General features: G+C 30.7%; 24 protein-coding genes and 1 tRNA gene. 5 read left to right on the forward strand and 20 right to left on the reverse strand.

What is annotated here, in order from left to right; translation table 11 throughout:
• Positions 1-53: 53 nt before the first annotated feature.
• From queG to ABV008_RS01160, 3 genes are all read right to left on the reverse strand, one after another.
• A complete protein-coding gene (gene queG, locus ABV008_RS01150) occupies positions 54-1,166 on the reverse strand; it encodes a tRNA epoxyqueuosine(34) reductase QueG (protein ID WP_352417981.1) in 1,113 nt (370 codons plus the stop codon).
• Positions 1,167-1,177: 11 nt separating this feature from the next.
• Positions 1,178-1,741, reverse strand: a complete 564-nt coding sequence (gene lepB, locus ABV008_RS01155; protein WP_352417982.1) for a signal peptidase I — start codon at positions 1,739-1,741, stop codon at positions 1,178-1,180.
• A gap of 192 nt (positions 1,742-1,933) precedes the next feature.
• Positions 1,934-2,767: a deoxyribonuclease IV gene (locus ABV008_RS01160; RefSeq protein ID WP_352417983.1), complete on the reverse strand. Its 834-nt coding sequence runs from the start codon at positions 2,765-2,767 to the stop codon at positions 1,934-1,936.
• A gap of 164 nt (positions 2,768-2,931) precedes the next feature.
• Between ABV008_RS01160 and ABV008_RS01165 the strand changes: the two genes are divergently transcribed.
• Positions 2,932-4,347: an aminotransferase class V-fold PLP-dependent enzyme gene (locus ABV008_RS01165; protein WP_352417984.1), complete on the forward strand. Its 1,416-nt coding sequence runs from the start codon at positions 2,932-2,934 to the stop codon at positions 4,345-4,347.
• 55 nt (positions 4,348-4,402) lie between these two features.
• The gene (rodA, locus tag ABV008_RS01170) at positions 4,403-5,515 is read left to right on the forward strand and encodes a rod shape-determining protein RodA (protein ID WP_352417985.1); all 1,113 of its coding nucleotides are present in this window, start codon (positions 4,403-4,405) and stop codon (positions 5,513-5,515) included.
• 45 nt (positions 5,516-5,560) lie between these two features.
• Here the strand turns inward: rodA and ABV008_RS01175 are convergent, their stop codons facing one another.
• Positions 5,561-6,112: a GerMN domain-containing protein gene (locus ABV008_RS01175; RefSeq protein WP_352417986.1), complete on the reverse strand. Its 552-nt coding sequence runs from the start codon at positions 6,110-6,112 to the stop codon at positions 5,561-5,563.
• A 105-nt stretch (positions 6,113-6,217) separates the two neighbouring features.
• Between ABV008_RS01175 and ABV008_RS01180 the strand changes: the two genes are divergently transcribed.
• Positions 6,218-6,439 carry a YgaP family membrane protein gene (locus tag ABV008_RS01180; RefSeq protein WP_352417987.1) on the forward strand — a complete coding sequence of 74 codons (222 nt, stop codon included), beginning with the start codon at positions 6,218-6,220 and terminating at the stop codon, positions 6,437-6,439.
• Between the two features lie 60 nt (positions 6,440-6,499).
• Here the strand turns inward: ABV008_RS01180 and ABV008_RS01185 are convergent, their stop codons facing one another.
• From ABV008_RS01185 to ABV008_RS01205, 5 genes are all read right to left on the reverse strand, one after another.
• Positions 6,500-6,949 carry an NUDIX domain-containing protein gene (locus ABV008_RS01185; RefSeq protein ID WP_352417988.1) on the reverse strand — a complete coding sequence of 150 codons (450 nt, stop codon included), beginning with the start codon at positions 6,947-6,949 and terminating at the stop codon, positions 6,500-6,502.
• Between the two features lie 67 nt (positions 6,950-7,016).
• On the reverse strand, positions 7,017-7,934 hold the full coding sequence (gene glsA, locus ABV008_RS01190; RefSeq protein WP_352417989.1) for a glutaminase A: 918 nt from the start codon (positions 7,932-7,934) through the stop codon (positions 7,017-7,019).
• 18 nt (positions 7,935-7,952) lie between these two features.
• Entirely contained in the window at positions 7,953-9,548 is a 1,596-nt protein-coding gene (locus ABV008_RS01195) for a uridine kinase family protein (RefSeq protein ID WP_502929730.1), read from the reverse strand.
• Positions 9,549-9,785: 237 nt separating this feature from the next.
• Entirely contained in the window at positions 9,786-10,214 is a 429-nt protein-coding gene (locus tag ABV008_RS01200; RefSeq protein ID WP_502929729.1) for a CBS domain-containing protein, read from the reverse strand.
• Positions 10,215-10,259: 45 nt separating this feature from the next.
• Positions 10,260-11,234, reverse strand: coding sequence for an RluA family pseudouridine synthase (locus ABV008_RS01205; RefSeq protein ID WP_352417992.1), 975 nt, complete (start codon positions 11,232-11,234; stop codon positions 10,260-10,262).
• A 203-nt stretch (positions 11,235-11,437) separates the two neighbouring features.
• Between ABV008_RS01205 and ABV008_RS01210 the strand changes: the two genes are divergently transcribed.
• Positions 11,438-12,031 (forward strand): hypothetical protein, encoded by a 594-nt coding sequence (locus ABV008_RS01210; RefSeq protein WP_352417993.1) that lies wholly within the window; start codon positions 11,438-11,440, stop codon positions 12,029-12,031.
• A 34-nt stretch (positions 12,032-12,065) separates the two neighbouring features.
• On the opposite strand, the gene ABV008_RS01215 is transcribed toward ABV008_RS01210, so the two are convergent.
• From ABV008_RS01215 to ABV008_RS01230, 4 genes are all read right to left on the reverse strand, one after another.
• Entirely contained in the window at positions 12,066-12,617 is a 552-nt protein-coding gene (locus ABV008_RS01215) for a DUF6648 family protein (protein WP_352417994.1), read from the reverse strand.
• A 152-nt stretch (positions 12,618-12,769) separates the two neighbouring features.
• Positions 12,770-13,498, reverse strand: a complete 729-nt coding sequence (locus ABV008_RS01220) for a pseudouridine synthase (RefSeq protein ID WP_352417995.1) — start codon at positions 13,496-13,498, stop codon at positions 12,770-12,772.
• 24 nt (positions 13,499-13,522) lie between these two features.
• Positions 13,523-14,887, reverse strand: a complete 1,365-nt coding sequence (locus ABV008_RS01225) for an RsmF rRNA methyltransferase first C-terminal domain-containing protein (RefSeq protein WP_352417996.1) — start codon at positions 14,885-14,887, stop codon at positions 13,523-13,525.
• An 86-nt stretch (positions 14,888-14,973) separates the two neighbouring features.
• Positions 14,974-15,049 (reverse strand) — tRNA-Val (locus ABV008_RS01230).
• 130 nt (positions 15,050-15,179) lie between these two features.
• Here ABV008_RS01230 and ABV008_RS01235 point away from each other — a divergent pair.
• Positions 15,180-15,353, forward strand: a complete 174-nt coding sequence (locus ABV008_RS01235) for a DUF1540 domain-containing protein (protein ID WP_352417997.1) — start codon at positions 15,180-15,182, stop codon at positions 15,351-15,353.
• A gap of 29 nt (positions 15,354-15,382) precedes the next feature.
• Here the strand turns inward: ABV008_RS01235 and trmB are convergent, their stop codons facing one another.
• The 7 genes from trmB to ABV008_RS01270 all read right to left on the reverse strand — a co-directional run bounded on the left by trmB (position 15,383) and on the right by ABV008_RS01270 (position 22,706).
• On the reverse strand, positions 15,383-16,021 hold the full coding sequence (gene trmB / locus ABV008_RS01240) for a tRNA (guanosine(46)-N7)-methyltransferase TrmB (RefSeq protein ID WP_352417998.1): 639 nt from the start codon (positions 16,019-16,021) through the stop codon (positions 15,383-15,385).
• 168 nt (positions 16,022-16,189) lie between these two features.
• Complete coding sequence (mnmL, locus tag ABV008_RS01245; protein WP_352417999.1) at positions 16,190-17,146, reverse strand: tRNA modification radical SAM protein MnmL/YtqA; 957 nt, start codon at positions 17,144-17,146, stop codon at positions 16,190-16,192.
• 228 nt (positions 17,147-17,374) lie between these two features.
• Complete coding sequence (locus ABV008_RS01250; RefSeq protein WP_352418000.1) at positions 17,375-18,799, reverse strand: carbon starvation CstA family protein; 1,425 nt, start codon at positions 18,797-18,799, stop codon at positions 17,375-17,377.
• Between the two features lie 134 nt (positions 18,800-18,933).
• Complete coding sequence (locus ABV008_RS01255) at positions 18,934-19,704, reverse strand: LytR/AlgR family response regulator transcription factor (RefSeq protein ID WP_352418001.1); 771 nt, start codon at positions 19,702-19,704, stop codon at positions 18,934-18,936.
• Entirely contained in the window at positions 19,679-21,388 is a 1,710-nt protein-coding gene (locus ABV008_RS01260; protein ID WP_352418002.1) for a LytS/YhcK type 5TM receptor domain-containing protein, read from the reverse strand. Before ABV008_RS01260 ends, ABV008_RS01255 begins: the two co-directional genes overlap by 26 nt.
• 220 nt (positions 21,389-21,608) lie before the next feature.
• On the reverse strand, positions 21,609-22,355 hold the full coding sequence (locus ABV008_RS01265; RefSeq protein WP_352418003.1) for a peptidylprolyl isomerase: 747 nt from the start codon (positions 22,353-22,355) through the stop codon (positions 21,609-21,611).
• A gap of 162 nt (positions 22,356-22,517) precedes the next feature.
• On the reverse strand, positions 22,518-22,706 hold the full coding sequence (locus ABV008_RS01270; RefSeq protein WP_352418004.1) for a DUF378 domain-containing protein: 189 nt from the start codon (positions 22,704-22,706) through the stop codon (positions 22,518-22,520).
• Positions 22,707-22,870: the final 164 nt, after the last annotated feature.

A 22,870-nucleotide genomic window follows, 5' to 3' on the forward strand; every position in this document is an offset into this window, starting at 1 on the left:
ATCAATTATCCTTCATTTGAGACATTTTTTTAACAAGTGATTTTTCTAAACAATTATTCTTGCATTTTAATTAATCTTTTCATTTCCATTGCAACTTCATTATCTTTTTCTTTAGATAATCTTTCCCTTACTAATTTTACTCCATTATCTTTGTCAACTTTAATTAGAGCCCAGGCTGCATATTCTCTAATCATTGGACTATCATCATATAATACTCCATTTAGTAAACTAACACAATTTTTATCTCCAATATTCGCTAGTGCAATAATAGCGTTTCGTCTTAAAACATTTTTCCCCCTCCAAGCCCCTGACATAGTTCCATATTTATTTTTAAAATCTTTGTTTGATATAGTCATGAGTTCTTCGATATCAATAATACCATCTGTTATTTTGGGAACGAATTCTTTAGAATAGCCTTTAAGTATTTCTTTGTTCTTAGGACAAACCTGTTGGCATGTGTCACAACCATAAATCTTTGTCCCCATTTTTTCTCTCATCTCATAGGGTATTCTGTTCTTCGTCTGAGTCAAATATGAAATACACTTTTTAGTATTAATGTTATAACCTTCTTGTATGGCTCCTGCAGGGCATGAATTTATGCATAGTTTACAATCTCCACACTTTTCTTCTACTTTTTGATCCTCTTCTAAATCCAAATTTGTTAAAATATATCCTAAAAATATAAAAGAACCATAAGAATCATTTATTATAGAACAATTTTTACCATACCATCCTATGCCAGCTTTCTTAGCAATCTCTCTATCTATCAATGGAGAAGTATCTACACAGATAGTGTATTTAAAATCAATAACTTTATTTATCTCTCGTGCTAATAATTCCATTCTATTCCTTAATACTTTATGATAATCTTGTCCCCAAGAAGATTTTGATAACAGTCCTCGCCATTTAATATCTTTAGAAATGCTTTTTTTGTGCTCTACATTATATGAATTTCCTATTGCTATGATTGTCCTACTTTCTGGCATTAAAAGAGTAGGGTCTATCCTTAGTAAAATATCTTTTTCTTCAAACTCTGTATCATATCCTTTTTCTTTTCTTTTATTTAGAAAGTCAGCCATTTTATCTAGTTTTTCTACTTTTGCAAAACCTATGATATCTATATTTAACGCCTTTGATTTATCAATTATATATTGCTTTAAATCCATTTTGTTTTTCCTCACTTATTTGAATTGTCTTCATAGTGTACTGCTAGACTTTTTATTCCTACAAATGGCCAAACCTTCGTTATTGCTTTACCTTTAAGATTCTTAATTGGTACAAAACCAAATACTCTACTGTCATTGCTATTATCTCTATTATCGCCTAATACATATACATATCCTTTTGGAACTCTGCCTTTTAAAAACTTGAATTCTTTTCTATTATAAATATTAATACTTACATGTTCTTCAGTTACAGCCATTCCATTTAGGTACAATTTATTATCTGTTATTTCAAAATAGTCTCCCGGGACTGCGATAATTCTTTTTATAAATAGTTCATCCTCTCTTCCTTTTATAGGAGGATTAAAAATTGCTACATCTCCCCTAGCAGGTTTTTCGAATATATATGATATCTTATTTACTAATATTCTATCATTATTTCTTATTGAATTCATCATTGATTCTCCACTTACTACTGTAAGTCCTAATACATAGCTTTCTATAAATAAAGATAATATCAATAGAAATAGTATTACTTTACCTTTTCTAATAATATTATAAATAAAGCTTTTACACATTTCTACACTTCCTATCTATGAAATCAAATGTAAAACACTGTATAGTTAGTAGTATTGCTATTTTGGGAACTTTTATAGCATCCATACAATAATTTTCTAAATTATTATTCATAGACAGGGAAAAAAATACCTCCAAGTAGATAATCTAATTTTTAATTAATTAGACTGTCTACTTTGGAAGTATCATGTCACTTAGCCGTTTTTTAATATTTCTTTTATGGTTTCTATTTCTCTTTTATGTCCTTCTGGTTCGTATGGAGTCTCTAGGAAAAATGGAAGATGTTTAAGCTGTGGATGTTTTATTACATTTATTAATGCATCTAAACCTATGGTGCCTTCTCCTATTCCAGCATGTCTATCTTTTTTGCTTCCAAACTCGTTCATACTATCATTTAAATGTATTGCTTTCAATCTATCTATTCCCACTATTTTGTCAAACTCTTCTAATACTCCATCTAAATTATTTGCAATGTCATATCCAGCTGAGTATAAATGACATGTGTCAAGGCAAACTCCCATTAGTTCTTTATGCTTTACTTTATCAATAATAGACCTTAACTCTTCAAATGTACCTCCAATTTCTGTTCCCTTTCCAGACATACCTTCGAGTAATATTGATGTACTTTCATTGCCAGTTATTATCTCGTTTAGTACAGAAGATATTCTTTCTATTCCATATTCAACTCCTTTACCTGTATGGCTGCCTGGGTGAAAGTTGTATAATGAGCAAGGAATAGTCTCAAGTCTCTGCAAATCGTCTTTAAAAGCCATTTTAGCAAAATTCCATGTATCCTCTTTGTGTGATGCCATATTTAAAGTATAAGGCGCATGAGCTAAAAGTGGTCCAAAATTATTTTCATCCATTACTTTTTTTAGTCCTTTTATATCTTCTATGTTAAGTTCTTTAGCATTTCCTCCTCTTGGATTTCTGGTAAAAAACTGAAATGTGTTAGCTCCTATACCTACTGCAACTTCTCCAGCCTTTTTAAAGCCCTGAGATATAGATAAATGACATCCTATGAACATATCATCACTCCTTAATTTTATAAAAGTATAACCTACTACTAAGGGTAATTATACCCTCATTACTCAGTAACTACCAGCACCATTAATTTTAGTTGTGTCATTAGTCAATTAAATAACATATTTTAATAATGTAACCTATTATTTAATATTTAGGAGGACCAGCTATGCTGTTGAAAAATAAGCTTTCTATAGATAATGTAAGAAAACATATTGTAGGTATAGACAAAAAAGTAATCCTTAGAAATAGCAAGAAAGTAAATTATATTTGTTTTGATAATGCTGCTAGCACACCTACTTTAATACCAGTACTTGAAAAGGTCAATGAATTTCTAGAGTGGTACTCAAGTATACATAGAGGTACAGGGTACAAGTCAGTGATATCAACACGTGCATACGATAATTCCAGAAAAATAGTTGCTGATTTCCTTAATATAGGTATCGAAAAAAATGTTGTTATATATACTAAAAATACTACTGAAGCCATAAATAAGCTATCTTATAGATTGCAACTTAATAATAACGATATAGTAATAAGCTCTCCTATGGAGCATCATTCAAACGACTTACCTTGGAGGAATAAATGTAAGGTTCTGTACACAAACCTACTTGAGGATGGTAGCTTAGATTTAGAGGATTTAGAGAGAAAACTAAAATCAAATGAAGGTAGGGTAAGGCTTGTAACTATTACAGGATGCTCAAACATAACTGGATATATTAATAATATACACTACATCGCGTCTCTGAGTCATAAATATGGAGCAAGAATTTTAGTTGATGCAGCACAGCTTGCCCCCCATCGCAAGATTAATATGGAAGGAATAAATGGTGATGATTATTTAGATTTTGTCGTTTTGTCTGGACATAAGATGTATGCACCATTTGGCATTGGTGTACTTGTAGGACCAAGAACAGTATTTCAAAGTGGGGAACCTGAATATACAGGAGGAGGTACCATAATCAGTGTTTCACAAAACAATGTATATTATTCTTCCCCTCCTGAAAGTGAAGAGGCAGGCACCCCAAATGTAATAGGTGCAGTTGCACTAGCTAAGGCCATAAAGGTTATAAACGAAATAGGAATGGAAAGAATTAAAGAGCATGAGATGAAATTAACTAAATATTTTATAGATAAAATAACTAAAGTACCAAAAGTCAAAATATATTCGAATGTCAATAAGATTTCAATATCTAATATGGCAGGAGTAATATCATTTAATGTACCTGGTTTTTCACATTCACTTCTAGCTTCATTACTTGCTCATGAAGGTGGCATAGGAGTAAGAAATGGATGTTTCTGTGCACATCCATACGTCCATAGACTTTTGAATCTTTCTGCTGCAGAAATTCGTAGAATTCAACAAGATATGATATTTGGAAGATTAAAAAATACACCTGGGCTTGTAAGAGTTAGCTTTGGTATGTACAACACTCTTGAAGAAATCGATATATTTTTTGACGTGCTAAACTATATTATCAATAATAAAGACAGCCTCTGCAGACAATATAAATATCTTGATTCAACTGGAGAATATATACCTAAAAACTTATCAAAAAACTTTTACTCTGAGTTTACATTGTGATTTATATTGGTAGTATGTTATAATTTTAGTAGTTTAATTAAAGAGAGGGTTAAACATGTCAAACAAACGAAAAGGACTTTGGAAAAGATTTGACTTTACACTTTTACTCATTGTAATACTCTTAGGTCTTTTTGGCCTATTAATTCTTTCTAGTGCCACCGCAGGAGAAGGTAGCATTAGCTATTTGAAAACCCAAGGAATTGCTTTTGCTCTTGGCTTATTTTCAATTATTGTTATAGTCTTTATAAATTATGAGACATTTGGCAAATTCTATATGCCCATATATATTTTTTCTAACTTATTACTTGTTGCCGTTTTAGTTTTAGGTTCTACAGCAAAAGGTGCCCAAAGCTGGATTAGAATTGGTTCCTTTGGTTTTCAGCCTTCTGAGTTTGTTAAGATAGGGGTAATTATTTCTGTAGCTAAATTTATTGAGAAAAACCACGAAAAAATAAATCAACCATTTACATTAATTAAAATACTAATTTTTGCTTTTATACCAGTAGTCTTAATTTTACTACAACCTGACTTCGGTACAGCTATTGTTTTTGTGTTTTTCATTGTTATTATGCTTTTTGTAGCTGGATTAAATTGGAGGTATATAATATATGCTTTTATTGCAAGCATAATAAGTCTCCCTATTTTATGGTTTTCTTTAGATAATTATCAAAAAAACAGAATTTTTGATTTCTTAGACCCAACTCGCGATGCTATGGGCTCTGGATATCAAGTGATTCAATCTAAAATAGCAATAGGCTCTGGACAAGTTTTAGGTATGGGGCTATACAATGGTAATCAAACTCAGTTCGGTTTTTTACCTGAAAAACATACTGATTTTATTTTTTCAGTCATTGGTGAAGAACTTGGATTAGTAGGAGGATTAGTATTAATTATCTTATATGCTATATTAATATATAGATTAATTAAAATAGCTAAGAATTCAAAAGATATTTTTGGTTCTGTTATGGTTATTGGAATATCTGCAATGATGGTATTCCACATACTTGAAAATGTTGGTATGACTATGGGATTAATGCCTGTTACTGGTATACCACTTCCATTTATAAGCTATGGCGGTACTTTTCTTCTTTCAAATATGATTTGTATTGGATTAGCTTTAAGTGTAGGAATGAAAAGAGAAGGATTGAGTTTTTCAAGGGATGCTTAACTAAGCATCCCTTAGTTTTTCTTATAAGTGTTTTGGATTTAATTATTATTCAATTATTGGTGTAGCTATATCATCTCTAGTAAAAGGCTCCTCTATAGTATAATGTCCCATCAATGTTTCTGCTTTATTCCCATCTATTAGGAATTGTACCTTTTCAATGTTTTCTAATTCGGTAAGAGACATTACTATACCGTCTATCATAAATCTTTCTTGAGTTGAACCTCCATATAAATCTTCACTAGATACATCTACATAAGTAATATTATTTTCAGTTCTTACACTTAATATAGATACATTACTAGGTATTACAGCAAAAAGATTTTCATCACTTGGCTGTTCTTTTAGTTTACCTATTATTTCTTCTTCTAAAGTGTTATCTTGTGGCTTAATTGTTATATTCTTCTTTACTAAATTTGTTGCATCAGCATCAGAATAATATATTGTTACATTTTTCTCTGTCTCAGTAATATCTTGAACTTCATCTTCATTACTATTTGGATTGGTATCAGGATTGTTATCTTTAGGCGCTTTACTACAAGCCACCATAGATACTATTAGAAACAACATAAGTATAATATAAAAAATATTTTTCTTCATAGTTTACCTCCTTTAAATTTTATTTGCATCGTATATATTCTATTGTAATACAAACCATACTATTATGGAAAACTATTTTTATAATACACTAAGGTGGTGTTAATTTTGAAAGACAGAAAAAACATTGGAGATATTGATGCAACCTTTAGATTAAGTGGAGGATTTACCTTGCTTAGCATTGGCATAGTTAGAAAATCAACTTTAATGATTATTTCAGGCTCTATGATGATAGCAGAAGGAATAACTAGGTTTTGTCCCTTGCTCTATATACTAGGATTATCAACTAATAATGAAAATATTAATATTAATATTAGCAAAGACTTTTAATGCTAAAGCCTGCAAACTTGCTTCGTTCAAGCAATGCAGGCTTTAACATATTATAAAAATTTATCTTGATTTAATGTAGTCTAAAATTATACTGTATATCTTACTGTCTTGTACATCTTGAGGGAGCTTATCAAATAATTTCACTAATTCAGCTTCACACCATTCAGGTCTAGTTTCAAACCTTTCTACTTTTCCAAAGTAAATAGCTGTTTTGAAAACAACCTCATCTTTTATAGTGTTATAGTATCCTACTGGAAAAGAATTTTCTAGAATTGCTCCTGTTTTTTCAAAAGTTTCTCTTATTGCACACTCTAAAGCGCTCTCATGTTTTTCTTTTTTCCCAGATGGAAACTTCCATATCTTTTTTTTTGAATCAAACATCATAACTAGATTATCATTATAAAATAAGAAAATAATACTTTCATATGAATCTTCAAGTTCCATAGCTGCTTCTTTTCCAAGGTTAACTTTAAATCCTTCATTAATGCCATTTATCACATTTTCACTCATCTTATCACCCACTAAGCTACTGTTATATAATATCTTATGAGTGAATTCTTGTTAATGGCACATTAGCTTAAAAGAAGCTCAAATCCAATTCTTTAGATAAATCCTCTAGTAGACCATAGCCTGCAATAGAGTTTCCTTTATCATCAAGAGCAGGACTAAAAACTCCTATACCCATTCTTAGTGGAACCGCTGCCATTATGCCTCCACCAACTCCACTTTTTGCAGGTATGCCAACATTGATTGCAAATTCTCCAGAAGCATTGTACATTCCACATGTAACCATAAAGGATTTTATAGTTTTTGCTACTTTTTCTTCTACAATTCTTTCGCTTGTTTCAAGAACAACACCATTTTTAGCTAAAAACAATCCTATTTTAGCTATATCTATGCAATCAACTTCAATTGAACATTGTTTGAAATAAACATCTAATACATCTTCTACATCCCCGTTAATAATACCAACATCTTTCATAAAATATGCTAATGCCCTATTTCTATTTCCCGTTTCTTTTTCTGATAAGTAAACTTCTTTGTTTATACTTAATTTATCATTTTGACATATCTTTCTTAAAAGGACTAATAGCCTATTAAATTTTTCTTCAGGATCTTTTCCTTTTATTAATGAGGCTACTGCAATGGCACCAGCATTAATCATAGGATTTAAAGGCTTAGAAGGAGAAATTGTTTCAAGTTTAATAATAGAGTTAAAAGCATCACCTGTTGGTTCCATTCCAACCTTACTAAAGACCTTATCTGAGCCATTATCCATGATAGCTAACATAAGAGATATTGTCTTAGATATGCTCTGTAATGTAAACTTTTGCCCGTAATCCCCAGCAGCAAATATGTTACCCTCTATATCTGCTACACAAACTCCTAGTTGTTTAGGATCTGCTCTCTTCAGCGCTGGAATATAACTGGCTACCTTTCCCTTACTTGTCAAGCATTTGTTTCTGTCAATAATTTTGCTCAACAAATCATTCATTTGCTCCTTTTCCCCCTTTTAGAAACAGCTTCCTCCGATAAATTCTCTAATTATTGAAGTACAAGGGATTGGCTGTTCATCATAAATATCTGTAAAGTAGCTTAAAAATCTTAGTAGCTTCTTACTCTCTTTATAGTGCATACTTGTTTTATCTATTTCTCGTAAAAGTGGCTCTGCATATTTTTTTAGTACAGATAAATCATATACTAAGGATGAATTAAACATAACATCTGCCTCTTCTTGAAACGGAAAAATGTTTTTTTCCTCACCTCTTCTTACTGAATCCCATCTTTCAAGGGTTGTTTCTGCATTATTCCCCCTATATTTATGATCTCTAACTAATCTTCTAATTAGTCTGGTATCAGTAGTATGAATCCTATTATGAGAATCAAGATTTAGCTGGGTAAGTGCACTTATATATATTTTAAATTTGTTTTTTTGAGGTATTGATGCAGTAAGTCTGTTATTTAATCCGTGTATTCCTTCAATTATAATTGGATGATCTTCATCTATCTTAATTTTTTTTCCGTTATATTCTCTTCTACCCAAAACAAAATTGAATGTAGGAAGCTCTACCTCTTCACCAGATAATAGCTTTGATAAGTCACTATTAAACAATTCTAAGTCTACAGCTTCTATAGATTCAAAGTCATATTCTCCATTTTCATCAATAGGAGTATCTTCTCTATTTACAAAATAATCATCAACAGAAATAGAAATAGGTTTCTTGCCGTTTACCTTAAGTTGTATACTAAGTCTCTCTGCAAAAGTGGTCTTGCCAGAAGAAGAAGGTCCAGCTATAAGTATTATTCTAATATCGTCATTTAAACATATTGTGTCAGCTATATAGGCAATCTTTTTCTCATGTAATGCCTCAGATATTCTAATTATTTCTTCTATCAAACCTTCCTTTATCTTATCATTCAAAGCTCCTACGTATCCTATATCTAATATATCTCCCCACTTTTCTGATTCTCTAAAAATTTTAAATAGCTTCTGGTGTTCCTCAAACTTCGGAATCTTAAATCCCTCTTCTTTAACTGGATATTGAAGTACGATTCCAGGATGATAATATACCAAATTAAATTTTTCTATATAGCCTGTAGAAGGAGCTAAATATCCATAATAAGTATCATAAAGATTCTCAATATTATATACATGTATATTTGTTTTTGTAACATGATTTAAAAGTCTTACTTTGTCATGCATATTCTGTTTTAAGAATATTTCTTTAGCTTTATTAATGTTTACTGCCTCTCTTTTTATATCATAATCTGACTCTATGATTTCATTCATTCTATTGATTATTTTTTTTACATCATTTGGGGTTAATCTGTCTGTTTTATGAATTTCTGAGTAGATTCCTTTACTTAAGGAATGCTCTATAGTAACTTCACAATTGTCAAATATATCTTTACATGCCTTAACATAAATAAAACATAGTGTTCGTACATAGATTCGTTGCCCATCTTTATCAGTCATATCTAGTAGCCTAATGCTACAGTCCTCAGTTATTCTATATTCTAAATGTTTAACTTCATTATTTATAACTGCGCCTAGATATCTTTTATAATTTTGTTTATCAATCTTCTTAGTCAAATCTTGCAGTCTCATGTTTTTATCTACTTTAAAAGTGCCATGTTCTTCTACTATCACATTAATCTTTTCTGCGCCCAAAACTACCTCTCCCTTAACTACTTTATTTTTTCATCTAATCCTATTCTATATCACTTATTCCACATTTTTCAAGAGATTGATTAAAATAAAAAATACCTCCAAGTAGATAGTCTATTTTAATTAATTAGACTGTCTACTTTGGAAGTATCATATCAAGTTGTACAGGAGCTTTTATTATATCATTGGATTACTTGGTTCAGAAATACTTGATAATGCATCTCCTGCTTCATTGACATAAATATCTCTTACTGCAAGATCTCCTATGGATACTATACCAACTACTTCATTATTCTCTACAACTGGAAGTCTTCTTATTTGATTTTTAGCCATTACTCTAGCTGCCTCATGAACTCCTGTGTCAGGACTTATTGAAACTGGATTTGTAGACATAACTTGATTTATTGGGGTATTTTGTTCGCCACTAGATGTTAGCCCTCTTATAACCATATCTCTGTCAGTAACCATTCCTACAAGCTTATTTGACTTATCACATACTGGAACTGATCCTACATTTAAGCTTTTCATATGCTCAGCTACTTCTTTCACAGTACAATCTTCACTGACTGTTTTAACATCCTTTGTCATTATTTCTTTTATCTTCAAAACTATCATCCTCCTTAATATTTCTCTTGTTTAGGATATGTAATTCTAAAGATTTTTAAACAATTTACTTTCAATATTCATTAGCTGATCATCTGCTTCTGCAATAAATTCTTTATTGTTAAGATAACCTAAATCCTCTAATAGCCCATTCATAATAATTCTGTAAGCATGTAAATACTGACTTGTAAGTTTGAATTTGTCTTTAAATTTTTTGTTGACACCTATATCTCCATATTTCAAATCTCCCACTACTGGATGACCTATGGATGCCAAATGAGCTCTGATTTGATGAGTTCTTCCTGTTATTAAATCAATTTCAATTAGACTGTATTCACCATTAGTAAGCATAGGCTTTATTATGGTACTTATTTCTTTAGCACCCTCCATATTTTTGTTAATTATTTGTACTTTATTCTTGTTTTCGTCTTTAACAAGAAATCCTTCAAGTTCCATTGCTTTATCAATTTTTCCTTTTACTAAGGTTTTATAATACTTTTTTATCTTACCTTCTCTTATAGCTTCATTAATTAACTTAAGTGAAGAAAAATTCTTAGCACCTATAATAAGTCCACTTGTATTTCTATCAAGTCTATTACATATTGAAGGAGTAAATGTCTTTTCAACTCTAGGTACATATTCTTTTTTTTCATAAAGATAACTTATGAAATTATCTACAACATTGTTTTCATGACCTTTGCCTGTTCCATGCGAAAGCATGCCTTTTGGCTTGTTGATAATAACAATGTTATTATCCTCATAAATAATATTAATTGCTTTTCCTTTACTAATTTCTTTAGGTTTTGATATAAACTTATCTATAGTTTCGTCCGAAAAATAAAGCTGTATTAAATCTCCTTCTTTAATAACATCCTCTGGTTGTGCCTTGCTACCATTAAGTTTAATATTCTTTTTTCTTAACATTTTATATATAAATCCTAAAGATGCATTAGGCATATATTTTTTTAAGAATCTATCTAATCTTTGATCATGTTCATTTTTATCTATTAGTATTTCTTTCATTATTGAACTCTCCTCTTTTTATATGTTCTCTTATAATCTATATTAATATGAACTTCATTAAGTAATTCCATTATATCCAACAATTAGAGAAAATAAAACAGCCTAATATTGAGATTCTCAAATATTGGCACTCAAGATTGTTGAAAAGTATTGACAATGTGTGTTATTATTTAAGTAGTACTAAATAGTGGGGGTATACATAGATGAGAAATTTCACTGAAAAAATAAAAGACTTTTTATATGACGCCACAGACTATGTTTTGATTTTAGTAATTATAGTAGGTGTTGCAGTTATTATAGGATGGAGATTAGATATATTGTTTGCAAAAGACATGGACAAGCATGATATAGACAATGATAAGACTACTATAACTAATATCGTCGATAATGATAAAGATAGTCATAATGACAAAGAAAAAGATAACATAGATGATAGTACTAATAATGATATTGAAGATAATAATGTTGATATCGATAATAATAATATTGATACTAATGATAATATTGATACTAATGATAATGAGGTGGATGAAGGCAATAATGACAGCATATCAGATAATGATACAATTATAGATACAAATCCTAATACAGAAGAAATCATCACTCTTAAAATTCCTAGCGGTTCATTGCCTCCTACTATTGCAAACATATTGCTTGAAAAAGGGCTTATTGATAATAAGATGGATTTCTTAATAAAATCTCAAGAGCTTAAACTCGATACAAAGCTTAAGTCTGGAGAATTTAAGATTAAAAAAGGAACTAGCCTAGAAGAGTTAATAAAAACCTTAGCAAAATAAAAATAAAGCGGATTTATTCCGCTTTATTTTTATTTCAATATTTTTCATTAATATAGCCATCTATTAAGGAAGTTCTCTTCCTTTCAATAAATACTCCCTCTTCTCTTAAAATCCTTAATAACCATTTGCTTTTAGAATGGAATATTGCATATTCATAATCCATTAGCACTATTTCATACAGCTTATTATTTAAGTAAGTAGATTCTACTTTGATAAAATACGCTTCTACGTTTTTAAACTCTAAAAATCTTAGCAGCTGTAGTGTTGCTTTGTCCTTTTCATTATAGTTATAATTTGCTTTATATCTACATGACTTATATTGTTTTACAAAGTTAGGATCATTTTTTATATCTGCTGCTAGCATATTATAATATTTTGCAAGTACATTATAGTATTGATAATTGTATATTCCCTTTTCAAAACTATCTACTTTTGAAAAAGGCTTTATTCTTATTTTTTGTACAAAGTCGAAGTTTCCTTCTAAAAATTCCCTTTTTGATATGTCCCCATTTTTATATTGGATTATCAAGGAGTCCCTATGCTCAAAAAATCTGTCAAAAATACTCTCTCTCTTAAACTGTTTCAATAATAACACCCTATCTAATCTTGTATTCGCTCTTTCTATTATATCACAATAAATTAAATCTTCTATAAAAAAGAATGAACTAATTTAGAGAACGCATTAATCTAATTTTACTAAATAATTAACAATAAGATATATATTGTTTTTTTCCTATCTTATAGTCTTTTTTGCTCTAAAAGAAGTATTTCCTCTCTAGTTAACTCTCTATACTCTCCAAGTCCTAAACTTTCGTCTAGTTTTAATCCTCCAATAGCTAATCTTTTTAAATAAATTACCTTTTTACCAACTGCTAAGAACATTCTTTTTACTTGATGAAATTTTCCTTCCTTGATAGTTAATTTGACTTTAGAAATATTATTAGAGTCAATAATTTCTAATTCAGCAGGTAGAGTTTTATACCCATCATCAATAGTTACTCCTTCTTTAAACAATAGCTTGTCTTTTTCTGTTACTATCCCATCTACTTCAGCATAATATATCTTTTCCACATGTTTCTTAGGTGACAAAACGCGATGTGATAATTGCCCGTCATTTGAAAGTATCATAAGCCCTTCAGTATCTTTGTCTAATCTTCCAACTGGAAAAGGATTAAATACCTTATATTTATCGGAAATTAAATCTATTACTGTTTTATCTCTAAAATCATCAGTTGAAGAAATAACTCCTTGAGGCTTATTCATCATCAAGTATATAAATTCTCTATATTCTACAGTTTTACCATCTATACTTATTATCGATTCATAAGGCTCTATCTTAATTGAACTATCAATAATCACTTTTTCATTAACTTCTATTCTACCTGACTTTGCTAATGCCTTTACATCTTTCCGACTTCCATATCCTAAATTCGAAAGAATTTTGTCTAATCTTTCTTTTTTTTGCATATGACCACCTCTTAATTAAAGTCTTTATAGCATTCTCCACTGACTTCTATAATAGTTTTTTAAACTGCCTTGGATTTGCTTACCCCATCCTACTGGATAACCGTCTATGCAAACAAGTTTCCAGCCTTTCTCTCCATCTAATAAGAGTGTCTCTCCTTTTAAGTACTTGATTGCTTCAATGCTATCACTTGAAATATCTACATAATTAGTTACATCTTCTTTTTTTAGTGCCATTGCAAGAGCTTGACTAGGTTCAAATCTATTCTTTAAAATCTCTCCCATATATAAACCAGTATTTACTACATTTATACCTGTAAGCTCAGGTAAGTCGTGTGGAATAACATATAATCTATTTCCTACCTTATGTAATCTATCTTTAAAGTCAACTTTCAAATTTTCTTCTTCAAATTTTGAATATTCCTCAATATCGTCTTTATTTAGGCTAAATGACTTAAATGGCTTTGCTTGTAGATTACCTTTTTTTCTAAGTAATGCAACAAAATGTCCTTCTCCATTAATCTTGTGAGGCCAAGCTCTTCCTGCTTTTGAGATTTCACTATTAGCTCCAATCCATTCTGGCTTCCCACTGTCTATTCCTTCTATTCCTTCAATAGGCTGTATTTCAAATTCAGGGAACTCTTTTAGAAACCAGTCAATTGTACCTTCATTTTCTTCTGGAGAAAAAGTACATGTGGAATAAACAAGGCTTCCACCAGACTTCAATAGTTTAGGAATCCATTGTAAAATCTCTCTTTGCATATTTCTGCATTCATCAACTGAAAATTCACTCCAGCTTTTAGTAGCTTTTGGATCTCTTCTAAACATTCCCTCACCTGAACAAGGAGCATCTACTAATATCTTATCAAAATATTCTTCAAATTTTAATGCTAGTTTTTTTGGTTCTTCATTAGTTACTATAGAGTTTTTTATGCCAAAAATCTCTATATTCTTTACTAATGCTTTTGTACGTTTAGGACTAATATCATTTGCCACAAGAATTCCTTCACCTTTAAGCCTCGCTCCTATCTGTGTAGATTTACCTCCTGGAGCCGCACTAATATCTAAGACCTTATCACCAGGCTTTGGATTTAACACTTCTACTGGAATCATAGCACTTGGTTCTTGTATATAATATAATCCACAGTGATAGTGAGGATGCTTACCTGGTCTATCTTGGATTTCATCATCAATATAATAAAATCCCTCTTTAGCCCAAGGTATAGGCTTAAGTAAAAACGATGTTATTTTTAAAAACTCTTCTACTGAAATTTTTATTGTATTAATTCTAATGCCTTTATAGTGATCATTTTCATATGTAGAGATAAACTGATTATATTCATCTCCTAAAAGCTTTTTCATTTTCTCTGTAAAAGCCAAAGGTAACTTCATTATTTTTTCACCCCATCATCTTTTAGATAAGACAACAAAAGCACCCACTATGGAGTGCTATATGCCAGTTAATGTGCTTGTATATTTGGTGGGGAGTATAGGACTCGAACCTACGACTTCCACCATGTCAAGGTGATACTCTACCAGCTGAGTTAACTCCCCATAATAGATATAATACATATTTTCTATTTATTTTTCAACTGTTTTATCTAAATTATTCAAAGGATGAATATTTCTTTAATTTTTTCACACAATATGATTGAGGAAATATTATTTTAAGGAGGTATGCTAAATGCGTATTGAAAAAACAGATAGAAATTTAAACGGAGTTAAATGTGTAGTTAATACTTGCTACTATCATACAGACGGTGATTATTGCTCTGCTGCAAAAATCGAGATACAGCCAAGAAATGCAAGCTCAACTGAAGAAACAGATTGTGCGACTTTTACTCCTTCAATGAAATAGTAATACACCTTAGGCAGAAATTTTTCTGCCTATTTGCTATTTTTTCCTAATAGCCTATATATTTTTTTCCCTTGACCGATAAACTTTTCTTCATACTCGGTCTTTACAGTATCTATGTTTTCATCTCTATAAAGATTTAAAGATACATTTCTTACTTTATATTCCATTTCAAGCATTTCATTTAGAGAAAACTCAAAAAGTTCTTCTCCATCAGTCTTGAAATGTATTTCTCCATTTGGTTTTAATATTTTTCTATACTTATTCAGAAAGTTTCTATGGGTAAGTCTTCTTTTACTATGCCTCTTTTTAGGCCAGGGATCACAAAAATTTATATATAGCCTTTCTATTTCATTTTCATCAAATATAGAATCAATTTTATTAATATCATACCAAAAATATTTTAAATTATCTAATTCTTTATCAATAGACTTTCTTATTGCATCTAAAAGTATTTCTTCTTTTACTTCTATACCTATAAAAAAGATATCACTATGCTTTTCTGCAAGAGTATTGATAAACTGTCCTCTTCCTGTGCCAAGCTCTACATGTATTTTTTTATTATTTACAACATCCTTCCAACTACCTTTATGTTCTTCTGGATTTAGTATTAGCATATTATCTAATCTTAATAGTTCATCTTTGGCACCTGGTTTTTTTCTTCTTCTCATATTACTTATTTCCTCCATTACTTTATAGATAAAAACATAAGATTCTTCAGCTTCGCTTCAGAAAGACTAAAACTACTTGCTTCTTCGACTTCATTTCAATGATTAAAATACGATACTCTAAACTTTTGTCCTGTAAAGACAAGAGGCTGGAACTTTTTTTGCTTTACGCTATTTTTTGAATTTACTAAGAGCCTTACCATTAAGATAATCACATTTTCTACCTTGGTATGTTTTCATTTCTTCCATCTTTTCAAGAATTTCATCTCTTATTTTCCACCAGCTAGTATGCCAGTTTACACAAAGGGTGTTTTCTTCTGGTGCTCTACCTATAACTCTTTGAATCACAATGTCAGGGTGTAAATGCTCAAGAAATACTACTGCTCTATCTATGTATTCTTCCTTTGACAGCAAAATAATCTCTCCATTTTTATACATCCTTTCAAGTACTGTCTTCTCAACTATATATAAAGAATGTAGCTTGACCTGCTCTACTGATAATGAAGATAATATTTTCGCGCACTCAATAGTATCGTCCATGTTATCCCAGGGCAAATCTAGTATAATATGGGCACATACATCAAAGTCATAAGGTTTTATTCTTAACACACTGTCAATAAATTCTGCTAGGGTATGTCCTCTATTAATCATTTTCAAGGTATGATAATTAACTGTCTGTAATCCAAGCTCTATACTTATATTTATATTATGTTCTTTCTTTATTGATGAAAGAAACTCTAAATATGAATCCGATATACAATCAGGTCTAGTTGAAATACATATTTCTACAATATCTTCTAATATAGCCTCTTTAATATATTTTTTAAAAAGTCCTAAGTCCATATATGTGTTAGAAAAATTCTGAAAATAAGCAATAAACTTTTCAGCTTTATATTTTCTTTTTATATAATCCATATTTTCCAATAGCTGGTTCTTAACAGAAATGGTATTTGAAAGATTCTCGAATCCAGTCCCTTTCTCTCCACAAAATATACACCCTCCATATCCTACACAGCCATCTCTATTTGGACATGTAAGAGGAAGATTTATTGGAAGCTTATAAGATTTTGCTCCATATTTATTTCTTAGATACTCTGAATATACTCTATAATAGTCTCTTTCTTCCATAGGTATCTCCTTTCTTAAGTTTTACAACAAATTATAAAAAATAATAAAATAAGGAGGATTATTCCCCCTTATATTATAGTAATTAAAGTAATATTTAATTAGTTTAACCAAAATCTCACAAATGACAACATTATATTTCTATACATATTGTTAAAGGCAACACCTAAAATAGTATTTGTCTTTAAACTGATTATAACAAGAGTAATGCTTAATGACAAGTACTAAAAATTAGTTTTTAGCTAGTTGAACTTTCTTCCCCTTAAACTTAAAAAGAAAGATAGCAAGAGCTAACACTGCTGCAACAATACCTACGGGATAAGAAATAGTAACTGGTAGCTTAAATCCTTCTGGTGCTTGTAATATATAAGTAATACTTACTGCAGTCATAAAAGTTGCTGGTATAGTAGCTATCCAGTGTAGCTTCTTTTTAGCTATTAGATATGCTGCTGAAGCCCAAAGAACTATCATAGCTAGTGTTTGATTGGACCAAGCAAAATATCTCCATATTATATTAAAATCTATTCTCGTAAGTCCAAAACCTATTGCAAATATTGGTATTGCTAACAAAAGTCTATTTTTTATAGGTCCTTGATCATAGTTAACTGCATCAGCTACTGTAAGTCTTGCACTTCTATATGCTGTATCTCCAGATGTAATAGGACAAGCTATAACTCCAAGCATTGCTAATACTCCACCTATAGGTCCCAAAAGCGATTTTGAAATAATATTTACTACTCCACCTGCACCTCCATTAGCAGCAAGTGCATCGCTAAGACCTTGAGTACTGCCAAAGAATGTCATGGCTGCTGCTGCCCAAATCAAAGCTATTATTCCTTCAGCTATCATTGCACCATAGAAAACTTGTCTCCCATATTTTTCATTAGTCATACATCTAGCCATCATTGGAGATTGTGTAGCGTGAAATCCGCTTATTGCTCCACATGCTATTGTAACAAATAACATTGGCCATAAAGGTAATCCTTTAGGATGAAGACTTGCAAGTGTTACCTCTGGTATATTGTACCCTTTAATAACCAACATGCCGCCTACCCCTATTGCCATGAAAAGTAGTACTGCACCAAATAAAGGATAAACTTTACCTATTATTTTATCTACTGGAAGAATTGTTGCTAAGAAATAGTATATAAGTACTATAGCTAACCAAATATTTAAACTAGATATCCCTCCTAGTTTAAGACTTGCCAATAAATCAGCAGGTCCAGTCATAAAAACAGTACCTACTAGAATAAGCAAAACAACTGAGAAAACCCTCATTATTTTTCTAGCAGTTTCACCTAAATAGATACCTACTATTTCCGAAACGCTCTTGCCTTGATGTCTGATTGAAAGCATCCCTGAGAAAAAGTCGTGTACTCCACCTGCAAAAATACTTCCTAGTACAATCCAAAGAAATGCTGCTGGTCCATACAATGCGCCCATTACTGCTCCAAATATTGGTCCCAACCCTGCAATGTTTAAGAATTGAATCAAAAAAATTCTTCCCCAGCTCATTGGAACGAAGTCTACTCCATCTTCCATTTCAACTGCTGGTGTAGTTCTATTTTCGTCTACCCCAAAAACTTTTTCTACAATTTTACCATAAATAAAATATCCTGCAATTAAAGCAACTATAGATAGTAAAAATGATACCATGAAAATAACCCTCCCTTGTTTATTATAGAATTATTTAAACATATTATAATCTATAATAAACAGGAAAAGGTTTTATTCTGTGCAAGATGCTTAATTTTGTACTTCAATTGCATAGAAACAAGTGTGAAATGCAACTAGTTTATATCCATTATTTTCTTAAAATCTTTAGATTGGCTTCTACTTACAGGAATTTTTTCACTTACATATTTAAGTTTTATCATAAAAGTTGAATTGAACCATGGTTCAATTGCCTCAATATAATCTAAGTTTACTAAATAGCTTTTATGGCTTCTAAAAAAATTATTTGAGCTTAATTTATCTTCCAGCTGACTAAGAGTACTGCTTAATTCAAATTTACCTTTAGTTGAAAACAAAATAGTATTTCTTCCCTCCACTGTTACATATAATATCTCAGAAGGTGCTATGGGTATTAGTATTCCATTATTATAAACCATAATTTTATTTATTCTCTTAATATCCCCAGCTTTTAAGTGGCTTATTAACCTCTCAATTCTTTCTTCACGCTCAGAATCAGTAAATTTATTAGTATTCGTAATCCTATAAAGTGCCTTTTCTAACCGTTCTTTTGATATTGGTTTTAACAAATAGTCAATGGCATTGACCTCAAAAGCTTCTACAGCAAACTGTTCAAAAGCAGTAACAAATATGATTAGAGGCTTATTTTTCTGTTCCTTAATTATTATTTGTGCTACTTCAATACCACTTAGCTGAGGCATTGAAATATCCAAAAAAATAAGATCTGGTTTTAGCCTGTTATTTAACTCTATTGCCTCTGCTCCATGTGATGCTTCGCCCACAATTTCTAATTTTCCAAAATCACGTAATAAATATTTTAACTCTTCTCTAGCAGGCTTTTCATCATCGACAATTATACATCTTATCATTCATTCCTCCCCCCTGATCTTTAGGAATTCTAATTGTTACTGTTGTACCTTGCCCAATACTACTTTTAATGTCTAGTCCATAATCTTTACCATACTTGTTTTTCAATCTATTATTTACATTAATCAGTCCAATAGAATCGTTTTGCTTTTTGCTGTTAAAAATAGAGTCAAGATATTGGCTATCTATGCCTACTCCATCATCTTTAACTATTATCTTTGTCTCATCTCCACAATCTATAGCCTCAATCTCCACTGATCCTCCCTCTATTTTTTCTAATATCCCGTGTTTAATAGCATTCTCTACTATAGGCTGTAATGTTAATGGCTGCAAAGTGCAATCAATATTATCTGGTATATTAAACTTTACATTTAATTTATCTCCAAATCTGGCTTTCTCAATTTCTAGATAAGATTTTATATGCTCTATTTCTTTTTCTAAATCTACTTCCTCCACATTAGTATGCAGATTCTTCCTAAAATAATTTCCTAAATGGATAAGTAAATCTCTTGCTTTTTCTGGACTTGTTCTAGTTAATGAAACAATAGTATTTATAGCATTAAATAAAAAGTGCGGATTAATCTGGGCTTGAAGAGCTTTAAGCTCAGCTTTTGCAAGAAGCTCTGATTGATAATCTATTTTACTAAGTTCTATTTGTGTTGAAAATAGTAGCCCTAATCCCAGTGCAAGTTCTAAATCAACCTGAGAAACTGCATTTTCTTCACTTTTGTATAATTTAAGTGTGCCTATGGTTTTATTTTCTTCTTTAAGAGGCACTATTATTGCAGATTTTAGTTCACAGTCCTTACACATACAATGAATTTCTTCTTTGGAGTTTGCTATCTTATATGTGCCGCTAGATATGACATCTCTCGTAATATCTGTCATTATTTTGTCTCCGACCTTATGATGTTCTTCTCCAAGCCCCACATGAGCTATTATCTTTTCTGTATCCGTAAAAGCTACAGCTTTCAAGCCAGTCATGTTCTTAATTATTTTCGCAGTTTCATATGCAGTTTCACTATTAAAACCTTTTCTAAAATACTTTATTGTCTTATTCGCTATTTTCAAAGCAAGTTGAGCCTGATAGGCACCAGCTCTTTCTTGATCTTTGAATACACTGTCTGTTATTACTATGAAAATCGATATACCTATGGAATTAGCTATTATCATGGGAAATCCTATAATCTCAACAAGATTTAACGCTTCAGAAAATGGTTTTGCTAGTAATAAAATAATAATCATTTGCATTGCCTCAGCAACAGCTCCCATTGTAAGAGCAAATAGCCATCTATGCTCGCTTTTGTATAGTTTTGTGCTCAGAAGCCCAGACATTATCCCTTCAGCAAGAGTGGAAACAGCGCAAGCAATGGAAGTGAATCCACCTATATCAATTGACCATCTATGAAGTCCTGCAATAATTCCAGATAAAATACCTACAAATGGGCCTCCAAGAAGTCCACCTACAAAAACTCCTATTACTCTTGAATTCGCTAATGCTCCCTTTATAGGTATTCCTCTATATGTTCCAATAATTCCAAATATAGCAAAAATCAAAGATAACATAATCTTATCGCCTATACTGATGTTTTTCTTGGAAACAAGTTCTCTAAAAGGCTTCATCTTAGACATGGCAAATGCAAGAATTATTATTAGTCCAGCTTTATCTACTAAGCTACTAAACATTTGTAGTAGCAAATTAACACCTCTTTTCCCTTAACAAATATACAAAGATTTACAATAATATAAGAAATAAAAATATATTCAGCTTATATCTACAATAATACTATAACACTTTTTTATAGTTTGTTTCAAAGAAAATATCTTTTGTGATTTCTGAGAAACATGTAATAGAGGCCTTATTAGCATCAAAGCTCTAGTAAACACTAGAGCTTTGATTGATATATTATTGAATTTTTACATCATATTTATTAGATAATTCTGCAACCTTTTTTGAATAAATAGCATTTTGTTTTACAATAGTGATTTGTTTTACTAACTCATCTCTTACTTCTTCGATACTGCTTTCAGAAGCCTCTTTTTTATCAGTTACTAATATAATATGATAACCAAACTGAGATTTTACAGGGTCACTAATTTCATCTATATTTAATTCGAATGCAGCATTTTCAAATTCTGGAACCATTCTTCCTTTAGTAAAATACCCTAAGTCACCACCATTTGCTCCTGAAGGACATTTAGAGTGCTTTTTAGCTGCATCTTGAAATGCAAGACCTTGTTTTATTTCTTTTATGATACTTAACGCTGTGTTCTCATCATCAATTAATATATGGCTTGCTCTAACGCTTTCAGGCTTTTTAAAAGTGTCTTTATATTTTTCATAATAATCCTTAATTTCTTCTTCATTAGCAGTTATATTATTTAATACTTTAGCAACTGCATACTGTTTTAAAAGATTTGCTTTTACTAATTCAAGCTCTGTGACAAAAGCTTCTTCTTTATCAAAATTATTGTTAATAGCGTCTAAGTAAAATAGTTCTTGATTCACAAGTTCCTGTAATAGTTTTGCTTTTCCCTCTTTACTGCTAAATTGCGTAGCTACTTGTGGAGCAAGACTTTGTAGAAATACTTCGACTTCGTTCTCTGTAATTTCTTTGCCGTTAACTGTTGCTAGTACCTTGTTTTCTTTCATTAAGTAAACTCTCCTTTATATTAATATAGAATATAACTTTCAAGCTATATACATTTTAATACTATCAGAAATAAAGCCTCGTGTCTATTTGTTGTATGATAATACAAATTAATGCACATTATTTGCTGCTCAGAAATTTTAAGACCCAGGCATTAGCCTGGGTCAAAAGATTAAATATAAAATTGTATATACACCTGACAATCCTATTAAAGAATATAATATTCTTGCTGTCATTTTATCTCTGCCTCTAAATATAGTTTCTACTAAGTCTAAATTGAATAAGCCAACAAGCCCCCAGTTTATAGCTCCTATTATAAGTAATATAGAAGCAATACTAGTTAATATCTTCATATCCACTTCCCCCTAGTTTTTTCGGTATTGTCAAAAATCTTAATAGAGATTTCTAACAACCCTTGATTTTTGAATATTTGTATTGCTTAAAAATCCTTACCCCTTGCAAGGGATAATTATTTTAATATCTTTATAAACAAAAATGGATGACAAATCCCCATTTC

Origin of the sequence: Proteiniborus sp., from assembly GCF_040308045.1 — a bacterium.
Classification (GTDB): Bacteria; Bacillota; Clostridia; order Tissierellales; family Proteiniboraceae; genus Proteiniborus.

Coding starts and splice junctions, on each gene's coding strand:
- ABV008_RS01250 (WP_352418000.1), bottom strand. CDS start 18,799: ATGGTATCATTTTTACTATCTATAGTTGCTTTAATTGCAGGATATTTT.
- ABV008_RS01160 (WP_352417983.1), bottom strand. CDS start 2,767: ATGTTCATAGGATGTCATTTATCTATATCTCAGGGCTTTAAAAAGGCT.
- ABV008_RS01265 (WP_352418003.1), bottom strand. CDS start 22,355: ATGAAAGAAAACAAGGTACTAGCAACAGTTAACGGCAAAGAAATTACA.
- ABV008_RS01185 (WP_352417988.1), bottom strand. CDS start 6,949: ATGAGTGAAAATGTGATAAATGGCATTAATGAAGGATTTAAAGTTAAC.
- trmB (WP_352417998.1), bottom strand. CDS start 16,021: ATGAGAAGAAGAAAAAAACCAGGTGCCAAAGATGAACTATTAAGATTA.
- ABV008_RS01220 (WP_352417995.1), bottom strand. CDS start 13,498: ATGCAAAAAAAAGAAAGATTAGACAAAATTCTTTCGAATTTAGGATAT.
- rodA (WP_352417985.1), top strand. CDS start 4,403: ATGTCAAACAAACGAAAAGGACTTTGGAAAAGATTTGACTTTACACTT.
- ABV008_RS01210 (WP_352417993.1), top strand. CDS start 11,438: ATGAGAAATTTCACTGAAAAAATAAAAGACTTTTTATATGACGCCACA.
- ABV008_RS01270 (WP_352418004.1), bottom strand. CDS start 22,706: ATGAAGATATTAACTAGTATTGCTTCTATATTACTTATAATAGGAGCT.
- ABV008_RS01175 (WP_352417986.1), bottom strand. CDS start 6,112: ATGAAGAAAAATATTTTTTATATTATACTTATGTTGTTTCTAATAGTA.
- ABV008_RS01260 (WP_352418002.1), bottom strand. CDS start 21,388: ATGTTTAGTAGCTTAGTAGATAAAGCTGGACTAATAATAATTCTTGCA.
- mnmL (WP_352417999.1), bottom strand. CDS start 17,146: ATGGAAGAAAGAGACTATTATAGAGTATATTCAGAGTATCTAAGAAAT.
- ABV008_RS01205 (WP_352417992.1), bottom strand. CDS start 11,234: ATGAAAGAAATACTAATAGATAAAAATGAACATGATCAAAGATTAGAT.
- ABV008_RS01195 (WP_502929730.1), bottom strand. CDS start 9,548: ATGAGACTGCAAGATTTGACTAAGAAGATTGATAAACAAAATTATAAA.
- ABV008_RS01225 (WP_352417996.1), bottom strand. CDS start 14,887: ATGAAGTTACCTTTGGCTTTTACAGAGAAAATGAAAAAGCTTTTAGGA.
- ABV008_RS01165 (WP_352417984.1), top strand. CDS start 2,932: ATGCTGTTGAAAAATAAGCTTTCTATAGATAATGTAAGAAAACATATT.
- glsA (WP_352417989.1), bottom strand. CDS start 7,934: ATGAATGATTTGTTGAGCAAAATTATTGACAGAAACAAATGCTTGACA.
- ABV008_RS01235 (WP_352417997.1), top strand. CDS start 15,180: ATGCGTATTGAAAAAACAGATAGAAATTTAAACGGAGTTAAATGTGTA.
- lepB (WP_352417982.1), bottom strand. CDS start 1,741: ATGTGTAAAAGCTTTATTTATAATATTATTAGAAAAGGTAAAGTAATA.
- ABV008_RS01255 (WP_352418001.1), bottom strand. CDS start 19,704: ATGATAAGATGTATAATTGTCGATGATGAAAAGCCTGCTAGAGAAGAG.
- queG (WP_352417981.1), bottom strand. CDS start 1,166: ATGGATTTAAAGCAATATATAATTGATAAATCAAAGGCGTTAAATATA.